The organism is Vibrio sp. THAF64 (genome assembly GCF_009363455.1).
GTDB lineage: Bacteria > Pseudomonadota > Gammaproteobacteria > Enterobacterales > Vibrionaceae > Vibrio > Vibrio coralliilyticus.
The window spans coordinates 2,617,170-2,638,956 of record NZ_CP045355.1; the positions used below are offsets into that span (position 1 = coordinate 2,617,170).

Below are 21,787 nucleotides of genomic sequence, written 5' to 3' on the forward strand. Positions count from 1 at the left end.
GCAACCCCGAGGTTTCCACCGTGCCTGATATGAAGCTATTTGCTGGTAACGCTACACCTGAACTAGCCCAACGTATTGCTGATCGTCTATACATCTCTCTTGGTGATGCTACTGTTTCTCGTTTTTCTGATGGCGAAGTCGCTGTACAAATCAACGAAAACGTACGTGGTAGTGATGTTTTCATCATCCAATCTACCTGCGCACCAACTAACGACAACCTAATGGAACTTGTAGTGATGATTGACGCAATGCGCCGCGCTTCAGCGGGCCGTATTACAGCAGTTATCCCTTACTTTGGTTACGCTCGCCAAGACCGTCGTGTACGTTCAGCGCGTGTGCCAATCACAGCAAAAGTTGTTGCTGACTTCCTTTCTAACGTTGGCGTTGACCGCGTCCTAACCATTGACCTACACGCAGAGCAAATCCAGGGCTTCTTCGATGTTCCTGTAGATAACATCTTCGGTACACCAGTTCTTCTGGATGATATGGAAGCGCGTGGTCTAGAAAATCCAGTTGTTGTTTCTCCAGATCTTGGCGGTGTTGTACGTGCTCGTGCAACAGCTAAAGCACTAGGTGACATCGACATCGCTATCGTTGATAAGCGTCGCCCACGTGCGAACGTTTCCGAAGTGATGAACTTGATTGGTGATGTAGAAGGCCGTGACTGTGTGATCGTAGATGACATGATCGATACTGGCGGTACGCTATGTAAAGCAGCTGAAGCGCTTAAAGAGCGCGGTGCTAAGCGAGTCTTTGCTTACGCAACTCACGCTGTATTCTCTGGTAACGCTGCGCATAACATCAAGAACTCAGTACTGGACCAAGTCATCGTGACCGACTCCATTACTCAGTCAAAAGAAATGCAGGCAACGGGTAAAGTGACTACGCTAAGCTTATCTCGTATGCTGGCTGAAGCAATTCGTCGTATTAGCAACGAAGAGTCTATCTCAGCAATGTTCAACTAATCTTAGATTAGATAAGAATGACTTAAAAACACCCCACTTTGGGGTGTTTTTTTATGGCAACAAACTGGCAGTCAATCCACACCTCGCCCGAGGTAAGAATTCTGTGCTATCATACTGCGCTTTTTGAGATTCCAAGAGAGATTCTAACCTTGAGTCAACAGATCAAACTTCTTGTCGGCCTTGCCAATCCTGGGCCTGAATATGCCAGAACCCGTCATAACGCTGGGGCTTGGGTAGTAGAAGAACTGGCACGCGTTCATAACATCACACTGAAAAACGAAGCGAAGTTTTTTGGCCTGACTGGACGCATTATGATGAACGGTCAAGATCTCCGCTTGCTTATCCCAACGACCTTTATGAATCTCTCTGGCAAATCCATTGCCGCATTGGCGAAGTTTTACCAGATTAAACCAGAAGAGATCATGGTCGCACACGATGAGCTAGACTTACCTCCCGGTGTCGCCAAATTTAAGAAAGGTGGCGGCCATGGTGGGCACAATGGTCTACGTGACACAATTAGTAAGCTTGGTAATTGCAAAGATTTCTATCGTCTGAGGATTGGTATTGGCCATCCGGGACACAAAGATAAAGTAGCGGGATTTGTTCTAGGTAAAGCGCCTGCCAAAGAGCAAGAGCTACTTGATGCAGCGGCTGATGAATCTGTTCGCTGTCTAGACATCCTAATAAAGGATGGCTTATCGAAAGCGCAAAACCGTCTACACACGTTCAAAGCAGAATAAGGTTAATATCATGGGTTTTAAATGTGGCATCGTTGGTCTACCAAACGTAGGTAAGTCAACTCTGTTTAACGCACTAACTAAAGCAGGTATCGAGGCGGCAAACTTCCCGTTCTGTACTATCGAGCCAAATACTGGCGTTGTACCTGTACCCGATCTGCGCTTAGACGCACTGGCGAAGATCGTTAACCCACAGAAAGTCCTGCCAACAACGATGGAGTTCGTTGACATTGCAGGTCTGGTTGCCGGTGCATCTAAAGGTGAAGGTCTAGGTAACAAATTCCTAGCGAACATCCGCGAAACTGATGCGATTGGCCACGTAGTGCGCTGTTTTGAGAACGAAAACATCGTTCACGTAGCTGGTAAAGTGTCTCCTATTGAAGACATTGAGGTTATCAACCTTGAGCTTGCGATGGCGGATCTAGATTCTTGTGAACGTGCAATTCAACGTAACAACAAGAAAGCAAAAGGTGGCGACAAAGACGCTAAGTTTGAGCTAACTGTTCTGGAAAAACTGCTTCCTGTTCTGACTGAAGGTGGCATGGCTCGCACTGTTGAGCTGGCAAAAGAAGAGCTGGCAGCGATTGGTTACCTGAACTTCTTAACCCTCAAGCCAACAATGTACATTGCCAACGTCAACGAAGATGGATTTGAAAATAACCCATACCTAGACGCAGTACGTGAGTTTGCAGCAAAAGAAAACAACGTTGTTGTCCCAGTTTGTGCGGCCATTGAATCTGAACTATCTGAACTGGATGATGAAGATCGTGAAGAGTTCCTAGCAGATATGGGGATCGAAGAACCAGGCCTGAACCGTGTAATCCGCTCGGGTTACGAGCTGCTGACACTACACACTTACTTCACTGCAGGTGTTAAAGAAGTTCGAGCATGGACAATTCCAGTTGGAGCAACAGCGCCACAAGCAGCAGGTAAGATCCACACTGACTTTGAAAAAGGCTTCATCCGAGCTGAAGTCGTTGGTTACGATGATTTCATCGAATTCAACGGTGAAAGTGGTGCAAAAGATGCAGGTAAATGGCGTTTAGAAGGTAAAGAATACATCGTGAAAGATGGTGATGTTGTTCACTTCCGCTTTAACGTATAATTTCTTCGCAAGTCATTGACTTTCAAAGCCAGCATTCGTGCTGGCTTTGTTGTTTCTGGAACTTTGGCAATTAAATTAAGTTGGCTAATGGATAACATTTTGTTGTCACTTTTCGATGATTAACACGCCTCTTTGTTTAAAAAGAAACCGAACAGTTGATTTATCCCGATTTATTCAAAAAAACTATTGACGGCTTTGCTGCAACTTCGCATAATGCGCGCCGTTCCCAACGATAAGGTCAATTATCTGAAAGAACAAAAAATGGTATGGCTACGTAGCTCAGCTGGTTAGAGCACATCACTCATAATGATGGGGTCACAGGTTCGAATCCCGTCGTAGCCACCATTCCTAAAGACTTTTACGAAAGTATTTAGGAATAGATGCGGAAGTGGCGGAATTGGTAGACGCACCAGATTTAGGTTCTGGCGCCGCAAGGTGTGAGAGTTCAAGTCTCTCCTTCCGCACCATAAATTGAATAGTCTTTTGACTATGCCCTGCAGGTCTATCGCCAAGCGGTAAGGCAGCGGCTTTTGATGCCGCCATTCCCTGGTTCGAATCCAGGTAGACCTGCCATTTATTTAAAGTGTTAGGCCTTTTGGAAAAAGGGCTTGTCACTAAGAGCGTGAAGGTTTATATTGTCTCGCTCACGAGTGGCTACGTAGCTCAGCTGGTTAGAGCACATCACTCATAATGATGGGGTCACAGGTTCGAATCCCGTCGTAGCCACCATTAATTTAGATTGCTAGCTAAGGCTAACAGTCCTGTAGATTCAAGACGCGGAAGTGGCGGAATTGGTAGACGCACCAGATTTAGGTTCTGGCGCCGCAAGGTGTGAGAGTTCAAGTCTCTCCTTCCGCACCATCTTGATATAATCTACGTAAACAATTTATGCGGAAGTGGCGGAATTGGTAGACGCACCAGATTTAGGTTCTGGCGCCGCAAGGTGTGAGAGTTCAAGTCTCTCCTTCCGCACCATAAATTGAATAGTCTTTTGACTATGCCCTGCAGGTCTATCGCCAAGCGGTAAGGCAGCGGCTTTTGATGCCGCCATTCCCTGGTTCGAATCCAGGTAGACCTGCCATATTCAACGTTATTGAGGCTTTACCAATTGTCTTAGTAACTACAAATTAAGTTGCGGAAGTTGCGGAAGTGGCGGAATTGGTAGACGCACCAGATTTAGGTTCTGGCGCCGCAAGGTGTGAGAGTTCAAGTCTCTCCTTCCGCACCATTATATAGATAGCTTTTGCTATCACCCCGTAGGTCTATCGCCAAGCGGTAAGGCAGCGGCTTTTGATGCCGCCATTCCCTGGTTCGAATCCAGGTAGACCTGCCATATTCAATGTTATTGAGACTTTACCAATTGTCTTGATAACTACGATTAAGTTGCGGAAGTGGCGGAATTGGTAGACGCACCAGATTTAGGTTCTGGCGCCGCAAGGTGTGAGAGTTCAAGTCTCTCCTTCCGCACCATTATCTAGATAGCTTTTGCTATCACCCCGTAGGTCTATCGCCAAGCGGTAAGGCAGCGGCTTTTGATGCCGCCATTCCCTGGTTCGAATCCAGGTAGACCTGCCATATTCAACGTTATTGAGATTTTACCAATTGTCTTGATAACTACGATTAAGTTGCGGAAGTGGCGGAATTGGTAGACGCACCAGATTTAGGTTCTGGCGCCGCAAGGTGTGAGAGTTCAAGTCTCTCCTTCCGCACCATACTTAATCACTTGGCTACGTAGCTCAGCTGGTTAGAGCACATCACTCATAATGATGGGGTCACAGGTTCGAATCCCGTCGTAGCCACCATTAATTTAGATTGCTAGCTAAGGCTAACAGTCCTGTAGATTCAAGACGCGGAAGTGGCGGAATTGGTAGACGCACCAGATTTAGGTTCTGGCGCCGCAAGGTGTGAGAGTTCAAGTCTCTCCTTCCGCACCATCTTGATATAATCTACGTAAACAATTTATGCGGAAGTGGCGGAATTGGTAGACGCACCAGATTTAGGTTCTGGCGCCGCAAGGTGTGAGAGTTCAAGTCTCTCCTTCCGCACCATAAATTGAATAGTCTTTTGACTATGCCCTGCAGGTCTATCGCCAAGCGGTAAGGCAGCGGCTTTTGATGCCGCCATTCCCTGGTTCGAATCCAGGTAGACCTGCCATATTCAACGTTATTGAGGCTTTACCAATTGTCTTAGTAACTACAAATTAAGTTGCGGAAGTGGCGGAATTGGTAGACGCACCAGATTTAGGTTCTGGCGCCGCAAGGTGTGAGAGTTCAAGTCTCTCCTTCCGCACCATTATATAGATAGCTTTTGCTATCACCCCGTAGGTCTATCGCCAAGCGGTAAGGCAGCGGCTTTTGATGCCGCCATTCCCTGGTTCGAATCCAGGTAGACCTGCCATATTCAATGTTATTGAGACTTTACCAATTGTCTTGATAACTACGATTAAGTTGCGGAAGTGGCGGAATTGGTAGACGCACCAGATTTAGGTTCTGGCGCCGCAAGGTGTGAGAGTTCAAGTCTCTCCTTCCGCACCATACTTAATCACTTGGCTACGTAGCTCAGCTGGTTAGAGCACATCACTCATAATGATGGGGTCACAGGTTCGAATCCCGTCGTAGCCACCATTATTTTAGATTGCTAGTTCCGACTAACAATCCTGCAGGTTAAAACGCGGAAGTGGCGGAATTGGTAGACGCACCAGATTTAGGTTCTGGCGCCGCAAGGTGTGAGAGTTCAAGTCTCTCCTTCCGCACCATATCTATTGTAAAACCCAGCTTTATGCTGGGTTTTCTTTTATCTGAATAAAGCGTTTTACTCATTCTTTCCCCAGATATAAAAAATCCAGCCGAAGCTGGATTTTACTTAAAGTCATGACTTTCTAATATGCTACGAAATTACTTTCTTAGCCTAGAAGCCCCAACGCTGAGTTGGGCGCCTGCTTTGCTTGAGCAAGAACGGAGCTAGATGCTTGAGACAAGATCTGAGCTTTTGTTAGTGCTGTAGTTTCTTTGGCGAAATCAGTATCTTTGATTCGGCTCTTAGACGCATTTACGTTTTCGTTAATGTTATCTAAGTTGTTAATCGCATGGCTGAATCGATTCTGGAAAGCACCAAGTTCTGCACGGTGGCTATCCACAAATTTCAACGCTGAATCGACAATCGCAACCGCTTCTTGAGAGCCTGCAACCGTAGTGACATCGATAGTATCAACCGTTACCGCTTGGGCTGGGCCCATGCTCAATTCACCAGCCAGTGCCCCACCGAATGTCACATCACCGGTGACACGGTTATTATCAGTAAAGACTTGTAAGTTACCGTCATCTCCAACAGATGCTTTGACCATATCAGTCTGACCATTGATGTACGTAGCCAGCTCTTCAATATCATCACCTTCTTTCGCATTTATAGTGATGTTTTGTTGCTCACCAAATACATCTGTCAGTGCAATAGTCAAGTCATTGGAACCTGCTTGCACAGCCCAGTCTTTGTCTTTGGCATTGGCCGCAGAATAGCTATTACCACCCATCATGCTGTTGTCACTACGCATGTTGTTCAGTGTCAGCATAACTGCTTCACCATTGTCAGCACCAATCTGGAATGACTTAGTTGAGAATGTACCGTTCAGTAGCTTGTTACCACCGAATGATGTGGTTTCAGCAATACGGTTCAGCTCGTCGTTCAGTGCAGTGATCTCTTCCTGAATCGCAACACGTTCAGACTTAGAGTTCGAGCCGTTTGCAGATTGTAGTGACAGATCACGCATACGTTGCAGAATGTTAGTCGTTTCATTCATAGCACCTTCAGCTGTCTGCGCCATGGAAATACCATCATTCGCGTTACGTACAGCAACGTCTAGACCTCGGCTTTGTACATTCAAACGGTTAGAGATCTGCAAGCCTGCTGCATCATCTTTAGCACTATTGATTTTAAAACCAGAAGATAAACGTTCCATTGAGGATTGCTGTGCATTAGATGCGCTATTTAGGTAGCGCTGCGCAGTCATTGCCGCAACATTCGTGTTTACATTAACCGCCATAGTGGTTACTCCTATTGATTTTCCGTAGATCGGAAGTTTCGAAAGGTTTCCGACGTCTCGGTAAACCAAGTTCTCTCAAAGTAACCTTATTAGCGACGATAAAATGATTATCTTTAGAGCAATTTTAAAAATTCCTACGAAAACTAGGGAGAAGAGTAAATATGTTGATCAAATCAGCAGATATGAAATCTATTGCTAAAGTTTTTGCTAAAACAGCCGGGGGAGTGAGAGGGTAAAAGGGTGTTTGTTTAAGAATAGCAGAGGTAGGCTAGCCTGTGTGACAGGCAAAAGAAAAGCCCCTTTTCCTTTGAGAGAACCGGGGCTAGTGTGGTAGCCATTGTGGAGATCGAGAGAAATGATCACAGCCTGGCTGCCGTGTGCATAAGTCACTTGGTTAATTAGAGCAGGTGTGAGAGAGAACTCTAATTACCTTATCACCTATGCTTGCCGAAACATCTTCGCTAGCCCCACGTCTAGGTTAATGCTAGTGAAGATATCTACTGCTACTGCAATAATGACATTGCAGAATTTGGCAACTGTTTTGCTTGGGCTAGAATCGAAGTACCAGCCTGTTGCAGGATTTGTGCTTTGGTCATCGCGGTCGTTTCTTTCGCAAAATCTGTATCGCGGATTCGACTGTTTGATGCCTCTACGTTTTCTTGGATGTTGGCCAAGTTATTGATACTGTGGCTTAGTCGGTTTTGCTTCGCACCTAAGTCTGCACGTTGGGAATCAACGTATCGCAGAGCTGCATCCACAATGCCAACCGCATTCTGCGCGCCACCAACAGTATTTACATCAATATTCTGAACAGTTGTGTTCAGGCCTGGCCCACCATTTAAACCCAGTTCTGAAGCAAGACCGCCGGAAATATTTAGGTTACCTTCCAAGTTCGGCTCTGCGGCAAAGATCTGCAGCTTACCTTCTTCATCCACAGACGCTTTCAATTTATCAGTCTGACCATTGATGTACGTCGCCAACTCCTCGATGTCATCACCATCTTTTGCAATGATGTCTAACGTGATTGCTTCACCATCTTTAGTCGTGAACTCAAACTTGAGATCTTTCGCAGTAGGAGGAACGCCCCAATCTTTATTCTTAGGTTGTTCAGCAATAAATGACTGTCCACCCATACGGAAATCATCCGCACGAATACTGGTTAGGCCCATGATAATTGCTTCACCTGAACTCGCACCTATCTGAAACGATGCCTCACCAAATGAGCCGTTAAGCAGTTTTCGGCCACCAAAAGATGTTGTTTCCGCAATACGGTTTAGCTCATCTTGCAGTGCTTCGACTTCTTCGTTAAGAGCCTGACGCTCAGACGCAGAGTTTGTTCCGTTCGCTGATTGCAATGACAAGTCACGTATACGCTGTAGGATAGATGTCGACTCGTTCATCGCACCTTCCGCTGTCTGGGCAATGGAAATACCATCATTAGCATTTCGCATGGCAACATCCAGACCACGAGACTGTGCTGTCAAGCGGTTAGAGATCTGAAGACCCGCAGCATCGTCTTTTGCACTGTTGATTTTCTGACCTGAAGACAATCTTTCCATCGAGGTGTTTAAATCACCTGTGGCCTTATTCAGATAACGCTGAGCAGTCATTGCCGATACGTTAGTATTTACAGTAATGGTCATAGTTTGCTCTCCTAATGAGTTCGCAAGTGCTTTGCGAAGCGGCCAGCTTAATCTCAGTTGGAAGCACTGACCGTAAATGACTTGCTAAGCAGGAAACGCCTGCTTAAAACCTGTTCGTTAAACTCTTGGTTTTATCAATACAAGTAGTGTGCCAACTTTAGAAAACGAATAATAAAATAATTTTATTCTTTATTTTCAATCCCTTAATGACAACCATACTTTATCGTATAGATGTTCATTTTATCGCCACACAGTAGCGGCAATGACCTTGCCGCCTATTTGCCACTTAGTTGCCATTGCCATACAGGCGATGTTTCTGACCAAAGGGCAATACCTGACTTCGCACATACGGCTTAGCACGTATGGCATTGAAGTTAGATGTAATTAAATAATGTTAAATCTTTGGTTTTACCGAATGCTTGTTGAGAAGCTTGAAGCGCCCGTGAGTTTTCATTGAACTCAATAATGGCATCGGCATAGTCGAGGTCTTCAAAGTTACTCTTGGATTTTGCCAAGGTCATTTTAAAGTCATCGTGTTGTTCTTCTTGAATATCCAGCGTATTCAGGCGAGCGCCGACATCAGTCCTTGCCTTGTTCAGATGAATAAATGCCGCATGGAACTCTTGAGTAATCTGATGAAGCTCCGCAGTATTTGACGTATCTGATACTGAGCCTTCTGCTAATTTCATCGCTTGCTTAAACGTATCAAAGATGCTGTACGTTTTTCGCGGCTCTAAGGTAATCGCATCACCTTTGGTTATTTGGCCCTTGACCTGAATCGTGACATCTTCAAACTTAATCCCAATTGCAGGGTCAAAGTTATCTGCTTTAACTACCGCCCCATCACGCTCAAGCTGATAGCCATAATTTCCATCAGGCATGTCAACAAACGTGACTTTGTACGTCGATTGGTCATCTGGATTGGTATTTATCGCTCGCTCAAGCAGCAACTCTGAGACACCTTTGAGATCATATTGAGGCTCAAAGTCTCCATAAGGATTGTCGATTTCCATAAACAGTTTGCTGCCCGGATCGTTGATTGGCATTTCCAAGCTGTTAGAGATCTTCATCTTACGTTGGTAATCATCACCGGCGTAAACCACATCACCATCTTTATCACGGAAAAACGGCTGGTTTTTCGGCTTAGTTCCAGCAAAGATATAGTTGCCTGATTCATCTTGCACATTAGAGAGGTTGAGGAAATTATTCGAAATTTCCAACAACTCACGACGCTTCGCGATTCGATCTTCAGGTGATAAAGAACCATTAATCATCTCCATGACAGTACGCTTAGCTTCATCAGCATACTGTTCCGCATTGGAAATAATTACTTCATGGTGCTCTAGACGGTTGCGACTAAGTACAATCGCATCGGTAAACTGGCGTAACTGCTCTTTCTGTTGACCGATGTTTTGGATGTAATGCGTCGCTAGCGGATCATCACTGGCTCGCATTAACTTCTTACCCGAAGCTAGCTGAGCTTGGTTGTGGTGAACTTTGGCTTCCTGGCGGCGTAAATCATTCTGTACCGATTGATAGTTATGGAAGCTGGAAATACGATTCATCATTTATCTGCCCCCCTATCTCAACGCCAATATGGTGTTAAAGGTATCGTTCGCCGCTTGCATAATGCGCGATGATGCCATGTAAGCCTGTTGAAACTTCATCATGTTGGCAGCTTCTTCATCGAGGTTCACCCCGGAGATAGAAGCGACCCTTTCTTGCGCGGCTTCTTTCTCCAGACGTGATACGTCGGTTAAGCGAGACGCCGTGGACATTTGCAGGCCTACGTCAGTATTCAGGTTGTGGTAGATATCCAATACCGTTGATTCACCATCATTGAGGTGTTTGTTGGTCTGGATATTCTGCATTTTAAGTAAGTTGCCGTTATCACCTTCGGATGGGACAAGGTTTGCGGTGAACTTGTCATTAGCAATCGCCCCTGCAGACAACTCAAACGTGGTGCCCTGTACAGTCACTGGTCCTGTTGGCGGGTAAGCCTGAGGCTGAAGTAGAATCTTGCCTTTGGTGTCTGTGACGGCAAACTGCTTCCCGTCCGGCGAGATGATCACTTCGAATTCGCGTAAATCGCCCGCAGTATCAATAGAGAAAGTCGCGCTACCTTGGGCAAACGTCGTTGAAGCTTCGTAACTCTGAGCGGCAATAGCAGATGGGTCATTAGTTGCCATCTTCATCTGCGCCGCACCGTTTCGTGTCGGTCTGATCAACACTCGTTCACCCGCTTGCAGGCCGTTGTTGATATCAATACGAATGCCGTCAAGTGATATTGAGTTTCCAACTACAGGAACAATCGACATATCTCCATTAGGGCGAGTTATATAGTAATCACCACCGTTAAACTGAAGCGAGTACTGACCACCTACCAATTTATTCGTATCTTCAATGTACACTTCCAGATCGGCAGTTGAATTAGATGATGTCACCACACGGGACTTGGCCACTACTTCAGAGTTCACATCAGTAAAAACTAACCCACCGATATTACCCCTAAGATCCAGACCTTGAGATTGAAGTGCATTCACATCATAAGAAAACGCGGTCGCCATCTTACCTAATTCGTCCATCAGGTACGGAATTTTCTCGTCACGCATCGTCAGCATCGCACCAAGCTTACCGTCGATATCTTTGGTAGTGATGGCTTTGATGCCTTTACCTTCGATCATCGCCAAACGACGCTGATGAACATCAGGGTAGCCATCAATCATTTTTAGCTGGCTAGCCTCAGTACCCGAGACTAGGGTGTGTCCGTTACCAATATGAACGTTAAAACCTTCAGCGTTTTTGCGCGGCGTTACCGTTACCTTTGTGTACTCAGACAGCTCCGCTATCAGCTTTTCATGCTGATCCATTAAATCATTATGCGGGCCAGGTGTACGCATCATTAAGCGATGCAGGTCCCTGATTTCAAGGGCAAGCTGGTTTACTCGCTCAATGCCGAGATCGAGTTTTTTGTTCGTGACATCAGACTGTCTGCGTATAGTTTCGTGGAAGTCATTGAGGTTCTGCGTAATCAGATCTGCTTTTTCCAGCACTACTTTTCGTGCGCCAACATCATTAGGGCTATCCGCTAGTGACTTGACCGCATCAAACCATTCATTGAGATTTTCAGGAATTTTTTTCGACGCGACGGATGACAACATGTTGGATAGCATTTCCAAGTTAGCCTCATCATCGACCTTGTGAGCGTAGTTAGTCGTTGAGATGTTCATCTCATTGACGGCAAACTGATCCCAAGAGCGGCGAACTTTTTCCACATGCACGCCCATGCCATAGGTTTCCCCGCCGTATTGGCGTGGCATATTCGCACCTTGGATCACCGACTGACGGCTATAACCCTCTGTATTTACATTAGAGATGTTATGACCCGTGGTGTTAAGTTGTCTCTGAGCCGTCAGTACGCTTTGCGAACCAAGATTCAGAAGATCAGACGCCATATAGCCCCCAGGAAACCCAATAAAATCAGTAGAACTGAATAACTTAGTTAACTGATAGCAATATATGTGCCAAATGCGGGATGCGGGATGCGGGATGCGGGATGCGGGATGCGGGATGCGGGATGCGGGATGCGGGATGCGGGATTATTTTGCTTTTCTGAAAGCTATTCCTGTCAATATTTTTGCGACAAAACAAAATTGTAGTCAGCACTCTCTGTAAAGCACCTGTGCTTAAAAAACAAACTCACCCGAAGGTGAGTCTGCTTACATCTGATCGATTTGCGCTTTAACTCTCAGTACCTTGCTAGCATACTGCGGGTCTGTCGCATAGCCTGCCTGATGAATACCATGAATAAACTGCTCGCTGTTGCCTTGGTGGCGAAGTGCCATGGTGTAGCGAGGGTTATCATTCAAGAAACGCACATAATCATTAAAGCTTTCTTCAAAGTTAGAGTACGAGCGGAATGCCGCTTTTTCTTTTACCGGCACACCTTGATGATATTCTAGGGTCTGCGTCGCAACCTTATCTCCAACCCAGCTCTTATCAGCTTTGATGTTAAACAAGTTGTTGCTGCTACCACGGCTATTACTGACCACTTTTTGCCCCCACCCCGTTTCCAACGCGGCCTGAGCCAATAGCAATGAAGAGTCCACACCCAATGCTCGTGCTGCTTTTTCAGCATACGGCTTCATGGATGTCACGAAAGACTCTGGAGACTCGAATGAAGTGGGTGTTGAAGCAGCCGCAGTAACAGGAGCAAGCTCTGCATTCTCTCGGCGAGACTGGCGGACATTATCAATTTTGTTCATCAAAGCTTCGAAGTCGGCTTCGCGACTGGCAGCATTAGGGTTTTCCACTGACCCAGAAGTAAGCTGAGCTACGATCATATCAGCCAGTCCAAGAGAGCCTGAGGAGCTAAGTTCACTCGCCATTTGTTCATCCATCATCTGGCGATAAAACTGCTGATTTTGGCTGTCCATCAACCCTGATTCAAACGTTGAGTTAGCATCACGCATCGATTTAAACAGCATGGAAGTAAAGATGGATTCGAACTGCTTGGCTGCCGCAGTCAGTGCTTCTCTTTCACTGTTTTCATCCCCATCCACCGCTTTCTGACGTAATTTGTCGAGATTAGCGATGTCGTGGATGAAACCGATGTCTTTTCCATTGTTAATCATAACGCTTCTCCTTAGATTACGATCAACTGACCTTCAATCGCACCCGCCTGTTTGAGCGCTTGGAGGATAGCCATAAGATCTGACGGTGCTGCACCAACCTCGTTTACGGCGCGGACCAAATCATCTAAGGTCAAGCCAGGTTCGAATTTGAACATCTTGCCCTGTTCTTCAGTAACTTCGATATCCGTATCGGGTGTCACCACCGTTTCACCACCACCAAATGCATTTGGTTGGCTTACATTAAGGTTTTCCTTGATTGCGACCGTCATGCCGCCATGGGTAATCGCAGCTGGTTTAAGGCGCACATGTTTACCAACCACAATCGTTCCGGTGCGAGAGTTAACAATAATTTTCGCTGAACCCTCGGCCGGATTAAACTCAAGGTTCTCGATGGCAGAGAGGAAAGAAACGCGTTGAGAGATATCACGTGGAGCACGGACTTTGACAGAAGTAGCATCAATCGCTTGAGCCATTTGTGGGCCAAGGAAATTATTCACTGCATCAGCCATACGCTGCGCTGTTGTAAAATCAGACTCAAGTAGATTAAAGGTAATGTAGTCGCCACGACCAAATGGTGACGGGATTTCACGCTCGACAATCGCACCATTAGAAATCATACCCGCTGTTGGGTTGTTACCAACGATTTTAGATCCATCCGCGCCAGTAGCACTAAATCCACTCACGACTAAGTTGCCTTGTGCAACGGCATAAATTTGCCCATCAAGACCTTTCAACATGGTCTGCATTAAGGTGCCACCACGTAAGCTTTTTGCTGAGCCGATAGAGGAGACTGTGACGTCGATAGTTTGGCCTTGCTTAGAAAAAGCCGCTAAGTCAGCCGTAACAATCACAGCCGCAACATTCTTAGATTTCGGCTTGGTACCAGGTGGAAGCTGAATACCGAAATTTTCGAGCATAGCGTTAAAGCTTTGATCGGTAAAAGGTGTTGATTCACCTGTACCCGGTAAACCCGTGACCAAGCCGTAGCCGACCAATTGGTTGCTTCGTACACCTGCCACCTGTGACACATCTTTGATACGTGCGGCATAAGCCGGTGTGGATGCAATGATCAAACTCGTCAATAACAGAATCAGCTTCTTCATCGGGATACCTTTCTTAAATACTCTGTGCCAAAACTTCGACTTCAGATGGCTTTATAAAGCCACATTAAAGAATCGTGCCAAGAATCCCGGCTCTTGCATATCTTGTTGAGTACCTGTGCCTGAGTAGCGAATTCTTGCGTTTGATATGCGGTTTGACGCAATTGTATTCTCATAAGAGATATCATCTGGACGGATCGTGCCGCTTAAGCGGATATACTCATCCCCCGTATTGAGCGTTAACCATTTCTCACCTCGAATCACAAGATTGCCATTGGCCAGTACTTCAACCACTTCAACAGTAATCGAGCCAGAAATGCTGTTACTCTGGTTGGCCGCTGCGCTACCACTGAATTTGTTATCGTTACTTAAATTGTATGAGAAGTTGTAATCGCCAATGTTAAGCTGTTGACCACCAACTTCAAGCGGGTCCATTGATGCGTCGTTGTTTTTCGACAGATCCGCATCCGAGCTTTTGGCTGCCTTAGTATTTTCATCCAAAGTTACGGTGATGATGTCACCTACACCACGCGGCTTGGAATCATCGTAAAGACTGCTTGCTTGAACCGTATTGAATAGAGACCCTGTCTCTGCCGCATAGTGCTCTGGCTGATGCTTGGGGTGAATTGGCGCCCAAGCGGGATCACCTGCAACCGGATCGGTTCTGCCGCGAAGCGTATCAACGATGCCTGAACTTTCGTCTTGAGACTTATCCCCTTCAACAGCATCTACCGTAGTCGTACCCTGAACAACATCGGATGTTTCAATTGGCGCTTCAAGCATCGAACAGCCCGATAACAGGGCAATAGCCAAAATGGTCAGTAAGCGATTCATTAGCAATTCCTCAATATTCCAGGCTTATAGTTGCTGGTTAACGAAGCTCATCATCTTGTCGACGGCAGAGATGACTTTAGAATTCATTTCGTATACACGCTGCGCTTCGATCATGTTGACTAGCTCTTCCGTCACATTCACGTTAGAGGTTTCCAACATGGATTGACGAATGTCACCAAACCCATCAAAGCCAGGAACACCTTCTTGAGGATCGCCACTAGCACCAGTTGGTAAGTACAAGTTTTGCCCGATTGGCTCAAGGCCACCTGGGTTAACAAAATCCACGGTCGCAATTTGCCCTACGACCTGATTATCTTGTTGGCCACGAACACGCACTGACACTTCACCGTCCGTACCAATCGTAATGCTGATTGCATCTTCAGGGATGGCGATTTCTGGCTCTAGTGGATAACCAGCACCTGAAGTCACCACGACACCTTCATCGTTAACAGTAAATTGGCCGTTGCGGCTGTAACCAATGTTGCCGTCTGGCATTAGGATCTGGAAGAAGCCATCACCTTCAATCATCATGTCAAGACTGTTATTGGTCGTTTGAGTATTACCTTGAGTGTGAACCTTTTGAGTTGCGACCACTTTAGAACCCGCACCCAACATCAAACCACTTGGTAACTCGGTGTTTTGTGAAGACTGACCACCCGGCTGATTAATGTTCTGATAAAACAGATCTTCAAATACCGCACGGCTCTTTTTATAACCAACCGTTGACGCGTTCGCCAGGTTATTTGAAATCGTAGAAATATTGGTTTGTTGGGCATCCAAACCCGTTTTACTTACCCATAATGCAGGATGCATATCTCTCTCCTAATAATCTGGTTAGCTCATACGAAGCAAAGAGTCAGACGCTTTGTCCATTTCTTCTGCCGTGCTCATCATCTTGACCTGCATCTCGAACTGACGCTGAAGGTCAATCAGATTGGTCATTTCGCCAATTGCATTGACGTTACTGCCCTCCAGCGCACCGGTCAGCAGTTTGACGCCGGCATCCATCTCGTATGCGGCATTAGGATCTTTGGAACGGAATAACCCGTTAACATCTTTGTATAGTGATTGATTATTAGTGCTAGTGAGCTTGATTCGATCGACGATTTCTATCGCATCGGCTGGCGCGCCCTGAGGGACTACAGAAATCGTACCGTCAGTGCCAACTTCAATTTTGCTGATTGGGATAGGTATCGTAATTGGCGCCCCAGTCTCTCCTAAGACTAAGTTGCCATTCCCCGTGGTAAGCATGCCATTGACATCAACTTTCATGTTGCCGTTGCGAGTAAGGCCTTCTTTGCCTGTGTTATCAAGAACAGAGATCCAACCTTGATCTTGAATGGTGACGTCTAAGTCCCGCCCAGTAGTAATCACACTACCCTGCTGGAAATTATGGCCCGGACGCTCTGTCATGCTGAATACGCGGCTTGGCATGCCATCACCGTATGCTTGCATAGAACGGGCTTGCGCCAAATCAGCACGGAAACCCGTGGTACTGACGTTTGCTAGGTTGTTCGCTCTAAGCTGCATAGCCTGCATATTCTGCTTTGCGCCACTCATAGCGAGAAACAGTGCACGATCCATAATTTGCTCCAATAATCACAATTCAGATCAATTAAAGCAAATGGTGTGCCAGTTTTATATACCGTTAATTATCAACAAGTTAACTAGTGATTTTGTATCATGAAGAGTAATAGATGAAAAGAATTGCCATAGGTGGCAATAATAGCAAGCTGGTTGTTGCCACTAGCCTGCTATTCAGATGATTGCGGAATGTCTTTAAACTCTCAGAACCGTGATTAACGAATCTGCAGGATGTTCTGTTGAGTTTGGTTGTGCACTTCCAGAGAACGTGAGTTCGCTTGGAAGTTACGTTGAGCAGAGATAAGATCCACCAGCTCCTGTGTCATATCGATGTTGGCTTGCTCAAGCACACCACTCGAAATCGTACCAAAGGAGCCCTTGTTTGATTCGCCCCAAATCTTGTTGCCAGAGAACTGAGTTGAATCCCACTGAGTACCACCTTTCTTATCCAGACCTTGCTCATTAGGCACTCGGACTAATGCAACTCGACCTAAGATAATGTTCTCACCATTCGAATAAGTGCCAAGCACGCTACCGTTCTCATCGAAATCAACTTTGGTCAGGAAGCCAGTCGTTGCACCATCTTCATCAAACTTGGTTAATTCAAATGGAGCGGCAAACTGTGTCGCATCCTGCAGGCCGAATGATAGCGCTTGGTTGACATCCGCACCATTTAGCTCTACTGGGGTTGCACCTGTACCAAGTGGCTCAGAAACAATATTCTGACCGTTGTTCAGGCTTGCTAACGTACCATCATTATTGAATCGCATAGTGTGACCAACATGACCCGTAGGCGCCGTTGCATCACCACCAACTATGTTGATTGGCTTCTCACCAGCGCTATCAGTAACGGTGTAATACGTTTGCCAAGTATTGGCTTGGTTCTGATCTTTCAAGTAGTAAGTCGTCAACTTGTACGACTGACCCATGGAGTCATAGATAGTCGAAGACGTTGAACGGTTGTAGGTTTCCGGATCAGAAAAATCAAACAATGCAGGGTCTTTCAACTCCCCACCAGCAGGCAAGTTAACGCCTACATCAATATTCGAAGTCTGCTTAGGTTTACCAAACTCTTTCGGGATATTAATTGGTGAAGGCTCGTAAGACAGTACATCGCCCGTGTCTTTGTTGACCTGATAACCTAACAGGAACTCATCATTCGCTGTTGTCATGTAGTTATCTTTGTTCAGGTGAAACGCGCCATTACGTGTCAACTCGTTGGTCGTTGGTGCCAGACGATCTTTAGCAACAGCAAAGAAGCCAGTACCAGAGACACGCAAATCCATTGGGTTATTGGTATAAATACTTGAACCTTCATGGAATTGCTGTGCAACCTTAGCGGCTTGTACACCCTGACCAGGCGTGGTCTTAGCATGGGTGAACAGTGAATTAGAGTAAACATCACCAAACTCGGCACGGGACTCTTTAAAGCCATATGTGTTCGCGTTCGCAATGTTGTTACTGGTTGTGTTCAGATCTAACTGAGCTGCGGACAAGCCGCTTAATGCAACATAAGACATTCCAAAATCTCCTATCTAGCCAGCGTGATTACGCTTTGCCAACTTCTAGTACTTCAGCAAGTCGAACTGGCGACTCAAAGCCAGCCAGATTGAGTAGTACGTTACCATCACCTTTACCAAGCAATACGCTATTTACGTTAGCGTAAGTCGAAACTTCAAAATCTTTCGCCTGCCCGTCCAACAAACCTGATGCTTTCACATTGTATTTGCCAGCCGGCAATGGATTACCGTTTTGATCTTTACCATCCCACTCAACGCGGTTGTCACCTGCAGGTTTAGAACCGACATCGAAGGTACGGATCAGCTGCCCCATTTGATCTTCTACTCGCACCATCAGGTTATCAACAGATTGAGGTAGTTTGACCATAGCAGCCATGGAGCCATCATCAGCCTTCACCCCTGCTGCACCCGGGACTAATACGTCTCGACCAACAAGTGATGATGCCTGAAGTGCTTGGTTAGAAGTCATCGACGCATTCAGTGTTTCAAACTGATTGTTCATTTTGCCGATGCCATCTACCGTCGCAAACGACGCCATCTGAGCAATCATCTGGTCATTGCTAACCGGCTTAAACGGGTCTTGCTGGGCAAGCTGCTTGGTGAGCAACGATAAGAAGTCTTCTTGTTTAAGATCCTGCTTACCTGTTGTTTCATCAGGCTTATTCTTGTCCTGAAGTTGTTTAAGCTGGTCAACATAGGACAAGCCACTCTGACCAACATTATTATTAATGCCCCCGGCCATATGTTACCTCCTATCCTTATTGACCCATCTGCAGCGTACGCAGCAGCATTTGTTTGCTTGCATCTGCTACTTGAACATTCGTTTGGTATGAACGAGAAGCAGAAATCATATTAGCCATTTCTTCCATCACATTAACGTTTGGCTTGTAGATATAGCCATCGTCATTTGCGAGTGGGTGCTCTGGGTTGTACTCCGCATCAAGCGGTTTATCACTTTCAACTATCCCTAACACTTGTACCGGCACCGTATGGTCTCGACCGTACTTAGCCTTACTTAACTCAGCACCAAACACAGCATGGCGAGCTTTATAAGTATCTTTCGCAGAGCTAGAGACACTGTCGGCATTTGCCAAGTTGCTTGAGGTGGTATTTAGACGAACAGATTCAGCGCTCATGGCAGAACCAGTTACATTGAAAACGTTAAACAAGCTCATCTAGTTACTCCCCTTTAATGCTTTAGTTAAGTTCTTGAATTTACTTCCTAAGAAGTCAAGTGATGCCTGGTGTCTGATTTGATTTTGCATAAACAAGTTACGCTCTAAATCTACATCCACCGTGTTGCCATCACCGGTGTCAGGTTGAGTCGGAAGTCGATAAAGCACTTCCCCTGTCACTTGCGTAGAGGCAGGAATATGCCGACTGTCGGTACGACTAAGCCCAATGCTTGCCCCCGATGTTGCCGCCTGCAATGCCTTTTGGAAGTCCATGCCTTTCGATTTGTAGCCAGGAGTGTTCGCTTGAGCAATGTTGGTGGAAATCACCTCAGCATTGCGCTCACGTACGCCCACCGTGTATTGGTGGATACCTAATGCATTGTCGAAAGATATAGCCATGTTAACCTCTACATAAAGAACTGACCGTTACTACTGAATAACAAAGCAATTAGCGTACCAACTTTAATTGAATCGTAATTTCTTTGTTATAAGCTCATCAGCAATTACCACGCCAAAATGTGAAATTGTGGAGCAATGGAATGTCATTGTAAGTATAGAGAAATAATCCAAATACGAAAAAGCCCAGCGAGTAGCTGGGCTTGAGTTAAATGGATTCGGCTTATTTAAGTTTATAAATAATACCTGGGTTACATCGGACCATCTCGAAACGGTCAGTTAGCCCAGTTAAAGACTCAGACGCCCCAAGTAGTAGGTATCCACCAGGGTTTAAACTGTTAGCCATCTGATTTAAAACCTGTGATTTCATGTCCGGAGAGAAATAAATCAATACGTTACGACAGAAAATGATGTCAAACTTGCCGAGCAAAGCGTAGCTGTCCATTAGATTTTGAGGGCGGAAATTAACTAGACGCTTAACATTGTCTTTAACTTTCATCCGGCCATCGCCAGCATCTTCAAAGAAATTGCGACGACGTTCAGGAGACAAACCACGCCCTAAGGCAAGATTATCGTAAACACCTGCACGGCACATATCCAACATACTTGCGGAAATATCCGTTGCCGTTACAGATACGCTCGGCAACATTCCTGGTTTACGCTGTTGGGTTTCGAGAATGGTCATTGCCATAGAATACGGCTCCTGACCAGAAGAACTTGCCGCTGACCAAATTTTTATTGGTCGTTTGTTTGCCGCCGCTTCCGGCAATAATTTATTAGCAAGGACTTCAAACGGGTAAGTATCACGAAACCACAGTGTTTCGTTGGTTGTCATAGCATCAACAGCGGCAACACGTAACTCTCGGTTACGGCCAGTGACAACATCTCGTAGCAGATCGGACAAAGAGCTGAGCTTAAACTTTGTCACAAGAGGGCTTAACCGGCTCCTCACTAAGTACTGTTTACTGTCACCTAGTACGATGCCACATTGAGATTCTAAGAAACGGCTGAAATCACGATACTCTTGATCGCTTATAGTTATCGCTGTCATTTACTTCTCTTTATTCAGTAAGCGCAGTCTTCACTGCATTACCAAGTTCATCAGGGTTGAATTTCGCAATAAAGGAGTTGGCTCCCACACGTTCGACCATCGCTTGGTTAAATACACCACTGAGTGATGAATGGAGAATAACATAAAGATCTTTAAGATCAGGGTTACGCCTTATTTCTGCTGTTAAGGTATAGCCATCCATTTCAGGCATCTCGATATCTGAGATAACCAAAGAAATCTGGTCATAGATACTACCTTCTGCTGTCATTTCTACCAGCTTCTCATAAGCTTGCTTACCATCAATAACAGCAATCGCTTCAAAACCCAGTGATGTAATTGCACGTTCAACCTGCTTACGCGCTACCGTTGAATCGTCAGCTATCAAAATACGGCGAACTATCTCTTTCTCTGATTCAACCTGGGCTATCTCCTCACCGATTGAAGCGTCCATTGTTTCATCCACTGGCGCGATTTCTGCAAGGATCTTTTCTACATCAAGAATTTCGACGAGCTCATTATCAATGTTGGTGACAGCAGTCAAATAGTTGGATTTACCAGCACCTTCAGGTGGTGGCAGGATCGCTTCCCAATGCATGTTGATGATACGCTCTACGGACGTTACAAGGAAAGCCTGAATCGTACGGTTAAATTCAGCGATCACAACAAAAGCTTTTTCAACGTCAGTAGTCGGACGGCCGCCAACAGCTAAACTTAAATCAATAACTGAAACAGTGTGGCCACGGATATGAGCCACCCCTTTGACTAGGTGGTGCAAGTTTGGCATTGAAGTAAGCTTAGGGCACTGAAGTACCTCTTTTACTTTAAATACGTTAATTCCATAACGTTGTCGCCCCATCAGACGAAACGTTAGGAGTTCCAATCGGTTTTGACCGACGAGTTGCGTACGCTGATTCACCGAATCAAGAATACCCGACATAAGCTCATCTCCATCTCAAACTTTCATGCTAAAAAAAATGGTAGTCTACTAACGGCCATGTAAAACTATT

18 protein-coding genes and 21 tRNA genes are annotated in these 21,787 nt (G+C 45.8%); 24 read left to right on the top strand and 15 right to left on the bottom strand.

The features are described 5' to 3' along the window. Positions 1-20: 20 nt before the first annotated feature. The 24 genes from FIU99_RS12080 (at position 21) to FIU99_RS12195 (ending at position 5,562) form a co-directional block, all read left to right on the top strand. A complete protein-coding gene (locus FIU99_RS12080; protein ID WP_006963105.1) occupies positions 21-965 on the top strand; it encodes a ribose-phosphate pyrophosphokinase in 945 nt (314 codons plus the stop codon). A 149-nt stretch (positions 966-1,114) separates the two neighbouring features. Beyond that, a complete protein-coding gene (gene pth, locus FIU99_RS12085) occupies positions 1,115-1,705 on the top strand; it encodes an aminoacyl-tRNA hydrolase (RefSeq protein ID WP_008075196.1) in 591 nt (196 codons plus the stop codon). A 10-nt stretch (positions 1,706-1,715) separates the two neighbouring features. Further along, positions 1,716-2,807: a redox-regulated ATPase YchF gene (gene ychF, locus FIU99_RS12090; RefSeq protein ID WP_006963107.1), complete on the top strand. Its 1,092-nt coding sequence runs from the start codon at positions 1,716-1,718 to the stop codon at positions 2,805-2,807. Between the two features lie 268 nt (positions 2,808-3,075). Further along, positions 3,076-3,152 (top strand) — tRNA-Met (locus FIU99_RS12095). Positions 3,153-3,189: 37 nt separating this feature from the next. After that, positions 3,190-3,274 (top strand) — tRNA-Leu (locus tag FIU99_RS12100). A 31-nt stretch (positions 3,275-3,305) separates the two neighbouring features. Then, positions 3,306-3,380 (top strand) — tRNA-Gln (locus FIU99_RS12105). 79 nt (positions 3,381-3,459) lie between these two features. Then, positions 3,460-3,536 (top strand) — tRNA-Met (locus FIU99_RS12110). A 47-nt stretch (positions 3,537-3,583) separates the two neighbouring features. After that, a tRNA-Leu gene (locus tag FIU99_RS12115) sits at positions 3,584-3,668 on the top strand. A gap of 29 nt (positions 3,669-3,697) precedes the next feature. Next, positions 3,698-3,782: transfer RNA gene (locus tag FIU99_RS12120), tRNA-Leu, on the top strand. A gap of 31 nt (positions 3,783-3,813) precedes the next feature. Next, positions 3,814-3,888 (top strand) — tRNA-Gln (locus FIU99_RS12125). A gap of 62 nt (positions 3,889-3,950) precedes the next feature. After that, a tRNA-Leu gene (locus FIU99_RS12130) sits at positions 3,951-4,035 on the top strand. Positions 4,036-4,065: 30 nt separating this feature from the next. Then, positions 4,066-4,140, top strand: a tRNA-Gln gene (locus FIU99_RS12135). A gap of 52 nt (positions 4,141-4,192) precedes the next feature. After that, positions 4,193-4,277 (top strand) — tRNA-Leu (locus FIU99_RS12140). Between the two features lie 30 nt (positions 4,278-4,307). Further along, positions 4,308-4,382, top strand: a tRNA-Gln gene (locus FIU99_RS12145). 52 nt (positions 4,383-4,434) lie between these two features. After that, positions 4,435-4,519 (top strand) — tRNA-Leu (locus tag FIU99_RS12150). Between the two features lie 13 nt (positions 4,520-4,532). Beyond that, positions 4,533-4,609 (top strand) — tRNA-Met (locus FIU99_RS12155). Positions 4,610-4,656: 47 nt separating this feature from the next. Continuing rightward, positions 4,657-4,741 (top strand) — tRNA-Leu (locus FIU99_RS12160). 29 nt (positions 4,742-4,770) lie between these two features. After that, positions 4,771-4,855, top strand: a tRNA-Leu gene (locus FIU99_RS12165). Positions 4,856-4,886: 31 nt separating this feature from the next. Next, a tRNA-Gln gene (locus FIU99_RS12170) sits at positions 4,887-4,961 on the top strand. A gap of 53 nt (positions 4,962-5,014) precedes the next feature. Further along, positions 5,015-5,099 (top strand) — tRNA-Leu (locus FIU99_RS12175). A gap of 30 nt (positions 5,100-5,129) precedes the next feature. Further along, positions 5,130-5,204, top strand: a tRNA-Gln gene (locus FIU99_RS12180). Between the two features lie 52 nt (positions 5,205-5,256). Further along, positions 5,257-5,341: transfer RNA gene (locus tag FIU99_RS12185), tRNA-Leu, on the top strand. Positions 5,342-5,354: 13 nt separating this feature from the next. After that, positions 5,355-5,431: transfer RNA gene (locus tag FIU99_RS12190), tRNA-Met, on the top strand. A gap of 46 nt (positions 5,432-5,477) precedes the next feature. Continuing rightward, a tRNA-Leu gene (locus FIU99_RS12195) sits at positions 5,478-5,562 on the top strand. 147 nt (positions 5,563-5,709) lie between these two features. Here the strand turns inward: FIU99_RS12195 and FIU99_RS12200 are convergent. The 15 genes from FIU99_RS12200 to FIU99_RS12270 form a co-directional block, all read right to left on the bottom strand. Further along, complete coding sequence (locus FIU99_RS12200; protein WP_006957429.1) at positions 5,710-6,843, bottom strand: flagellin; 1,134 nt, start codon at positions 6,841-6,843, stop codon at positions 5,710-5,712. Between the two features lie 503 nt (positions 6,844-7,346). Then, positions 7,347-8,486 carry a flagellin gene (locus FIU99_RS12205; RefSeq protein ID WP_006957428.1) on the bottom strand — a complete coding sequence of 380 codons (1,140 nt, stop codon included), beginning with the start codon at positions 8,484-8,486 and terminating at the stop codon, positions 7,347-7,349. Between the two features lie 374 nt (positions 8,487-8,860). Further along, positions 8,861-10,054 (bottom strand): flagellar hook-associated protein FlgL, encoded by a 1,194-nt coding sequence (flgL, locus tag FIU99_RS12210; RefSeq protein WP_006957427.1) that lies wholly within the window; start codon positions 10,052-10,054, stop codon positions 8,861-8,863. Positions 10,055-10,066: 12 nt separating this feature from the next. Beyond that, a complete protein-coding gene (flgK, locus tag FIU99_RS12215; RefSeq protein WP_006957426.1) occupies positions 10,067-11,941 on the bottom strand; it encodes a flagellar hook-associated protein FlgK in 1,875 nt (624 codons plus the stop codon). Between the two features lie 264 nt (positions 11,942-12,205). Beyond that, the gene (gene flgJ / locus FIU99_RS12220; protein WP_006957425.1) at positions 12,206-13,120 is read right to left on the bottom strand and encodes a flagellar assembly peptidoglycan hydrolase FlgJ; all 915 of its coding nucleotides are present in this window, start codon (positions 13,118-13,120) and stop codon (positions 12,206-12,208) included. An 11-nt stretch (positions 13,121-13,131) separates the two neighbouring features. Beyond that, positions 13,132-14,223 (bottom strand): flagellar basal body P-ring protein FlgI, encoded by a 1,092-nt coding sequence (locus FIU99_RS12225; protein ID WP_006957424.1) that lies wholly within the window; start codon positions 14,221-14,223, stop codon positions 13,132-13,134. Between the two features lie 51 nt (positions 14,224-14,274). Continuing rightward, positions 14,275-15,054 carry a flagellar basal body L-ring protein FlgH gene (gene flgH, locus FIU99_RS12230; protein WP_006957423.1) on the bottom strand — a complete coding sequence of 260 codons (780 nt, stop codon included), beginning with the start codon at positions 15,052-15,054 and terminating at the stop codon, positions 14,275-14,277. 24 nt (positions 15,055-15,078) lie between these two features. Then, positions 15,079-15,867 carry a flagellar basal-body rod protein FlgG gene (gene flgG, locus FIU99_RS12235; protein ID WP_006957422.1) on the bottom strand — a complete coding sequence of 263 codons (789 nt, stop codon included), beginning with the start codon at positions 15,865-15,867 and terminating at the stop codon, positions 15,079-15,081. 21 nt (positions 15,868-15,888) lie between these two features. Next, positions 15,889-16,638 (bottom strand): flagellar basal body rod protein FlgF, encoded by a 750-nt coding sequence (locus FIU99_RS12240; RefSeq protein WP_006957421.1) that lies wholly within the window; start codon positions 16,636-16,638, stop codon positions 15,889-15,891. Positions 16,639-16,853: 215 nt separating this feature from the next. Next, positions 16,854-18,158, bottom strand: a complete 1,305-nt coding sequence (gene flgE, locus FIU99_RS12245) for a flagellar hook protein FlgE (protein ID WP_006957420.1) — start codon at positions 18,156-18,158, stop codon at positions 16,854-16,856. A gap of 28 nt (positions 18,159-18,186) precedes the next feature. Then, positions 18,187-18,900, bottom strand: a complete 714-nt coding sequence (flgD, locus tag FIU99_RS12250; protein WP_019274764.1) for a flagellar hook assembly protein FlgD — start codon at positions 18,898-18,900, stop codon at positions 18,187-18,189. A 16-nt stretch (positions 18,901-18,916) separates the two neighbouring features. Next, on the bottom strand, positions 18,917-19,333 hold the full coding sequence (gene flgC / locus FIU99_RS12255; RefSeq protein WP_006957418.1) for a flagellar basal body rod protein FlgC: 417 nt from the start codon (positions 19,331-19,333) through the stop codon (positions 18,917-18,919). Then, positions 19,334-19,732, bottom strand: a complete 399-nt coding sequence (flgB, locus tag FIU99_RS12260; RefSeq protein WP_006957417.1) for a flagellar basal body rod protein FlgB — start codon at positions 19,730-19,732, stop codon at positions 19,334-19,336. It lies immediately after the preceding gene. 220 nt (positions 19,733-19,952) lie between these two features. Beyond that, complete coding sequence (locus tag FIU99_RS12265; RefSeq protein ID WP_006957416.1) at positions 19,953-20,780, bottom strand: protein-glutamate O-methyltransferase; 828 nt, start codon at positions 20,778-20,780, stop codon at positions 19,953-19,955. A gap of 10 nt (positions 20,781-20,790) precedes the next feature. Then, entirely contained in the window at positions 20,791-21,717 is a 927-nt protein-coding gene (locus FIU99_RS12270) for a chemotaxis protein CheV (RefSeq protein WP_152472295.1), read from the bottom strand. Positions 21,718-21,787 lie beyond the last annotated feature (70 nt).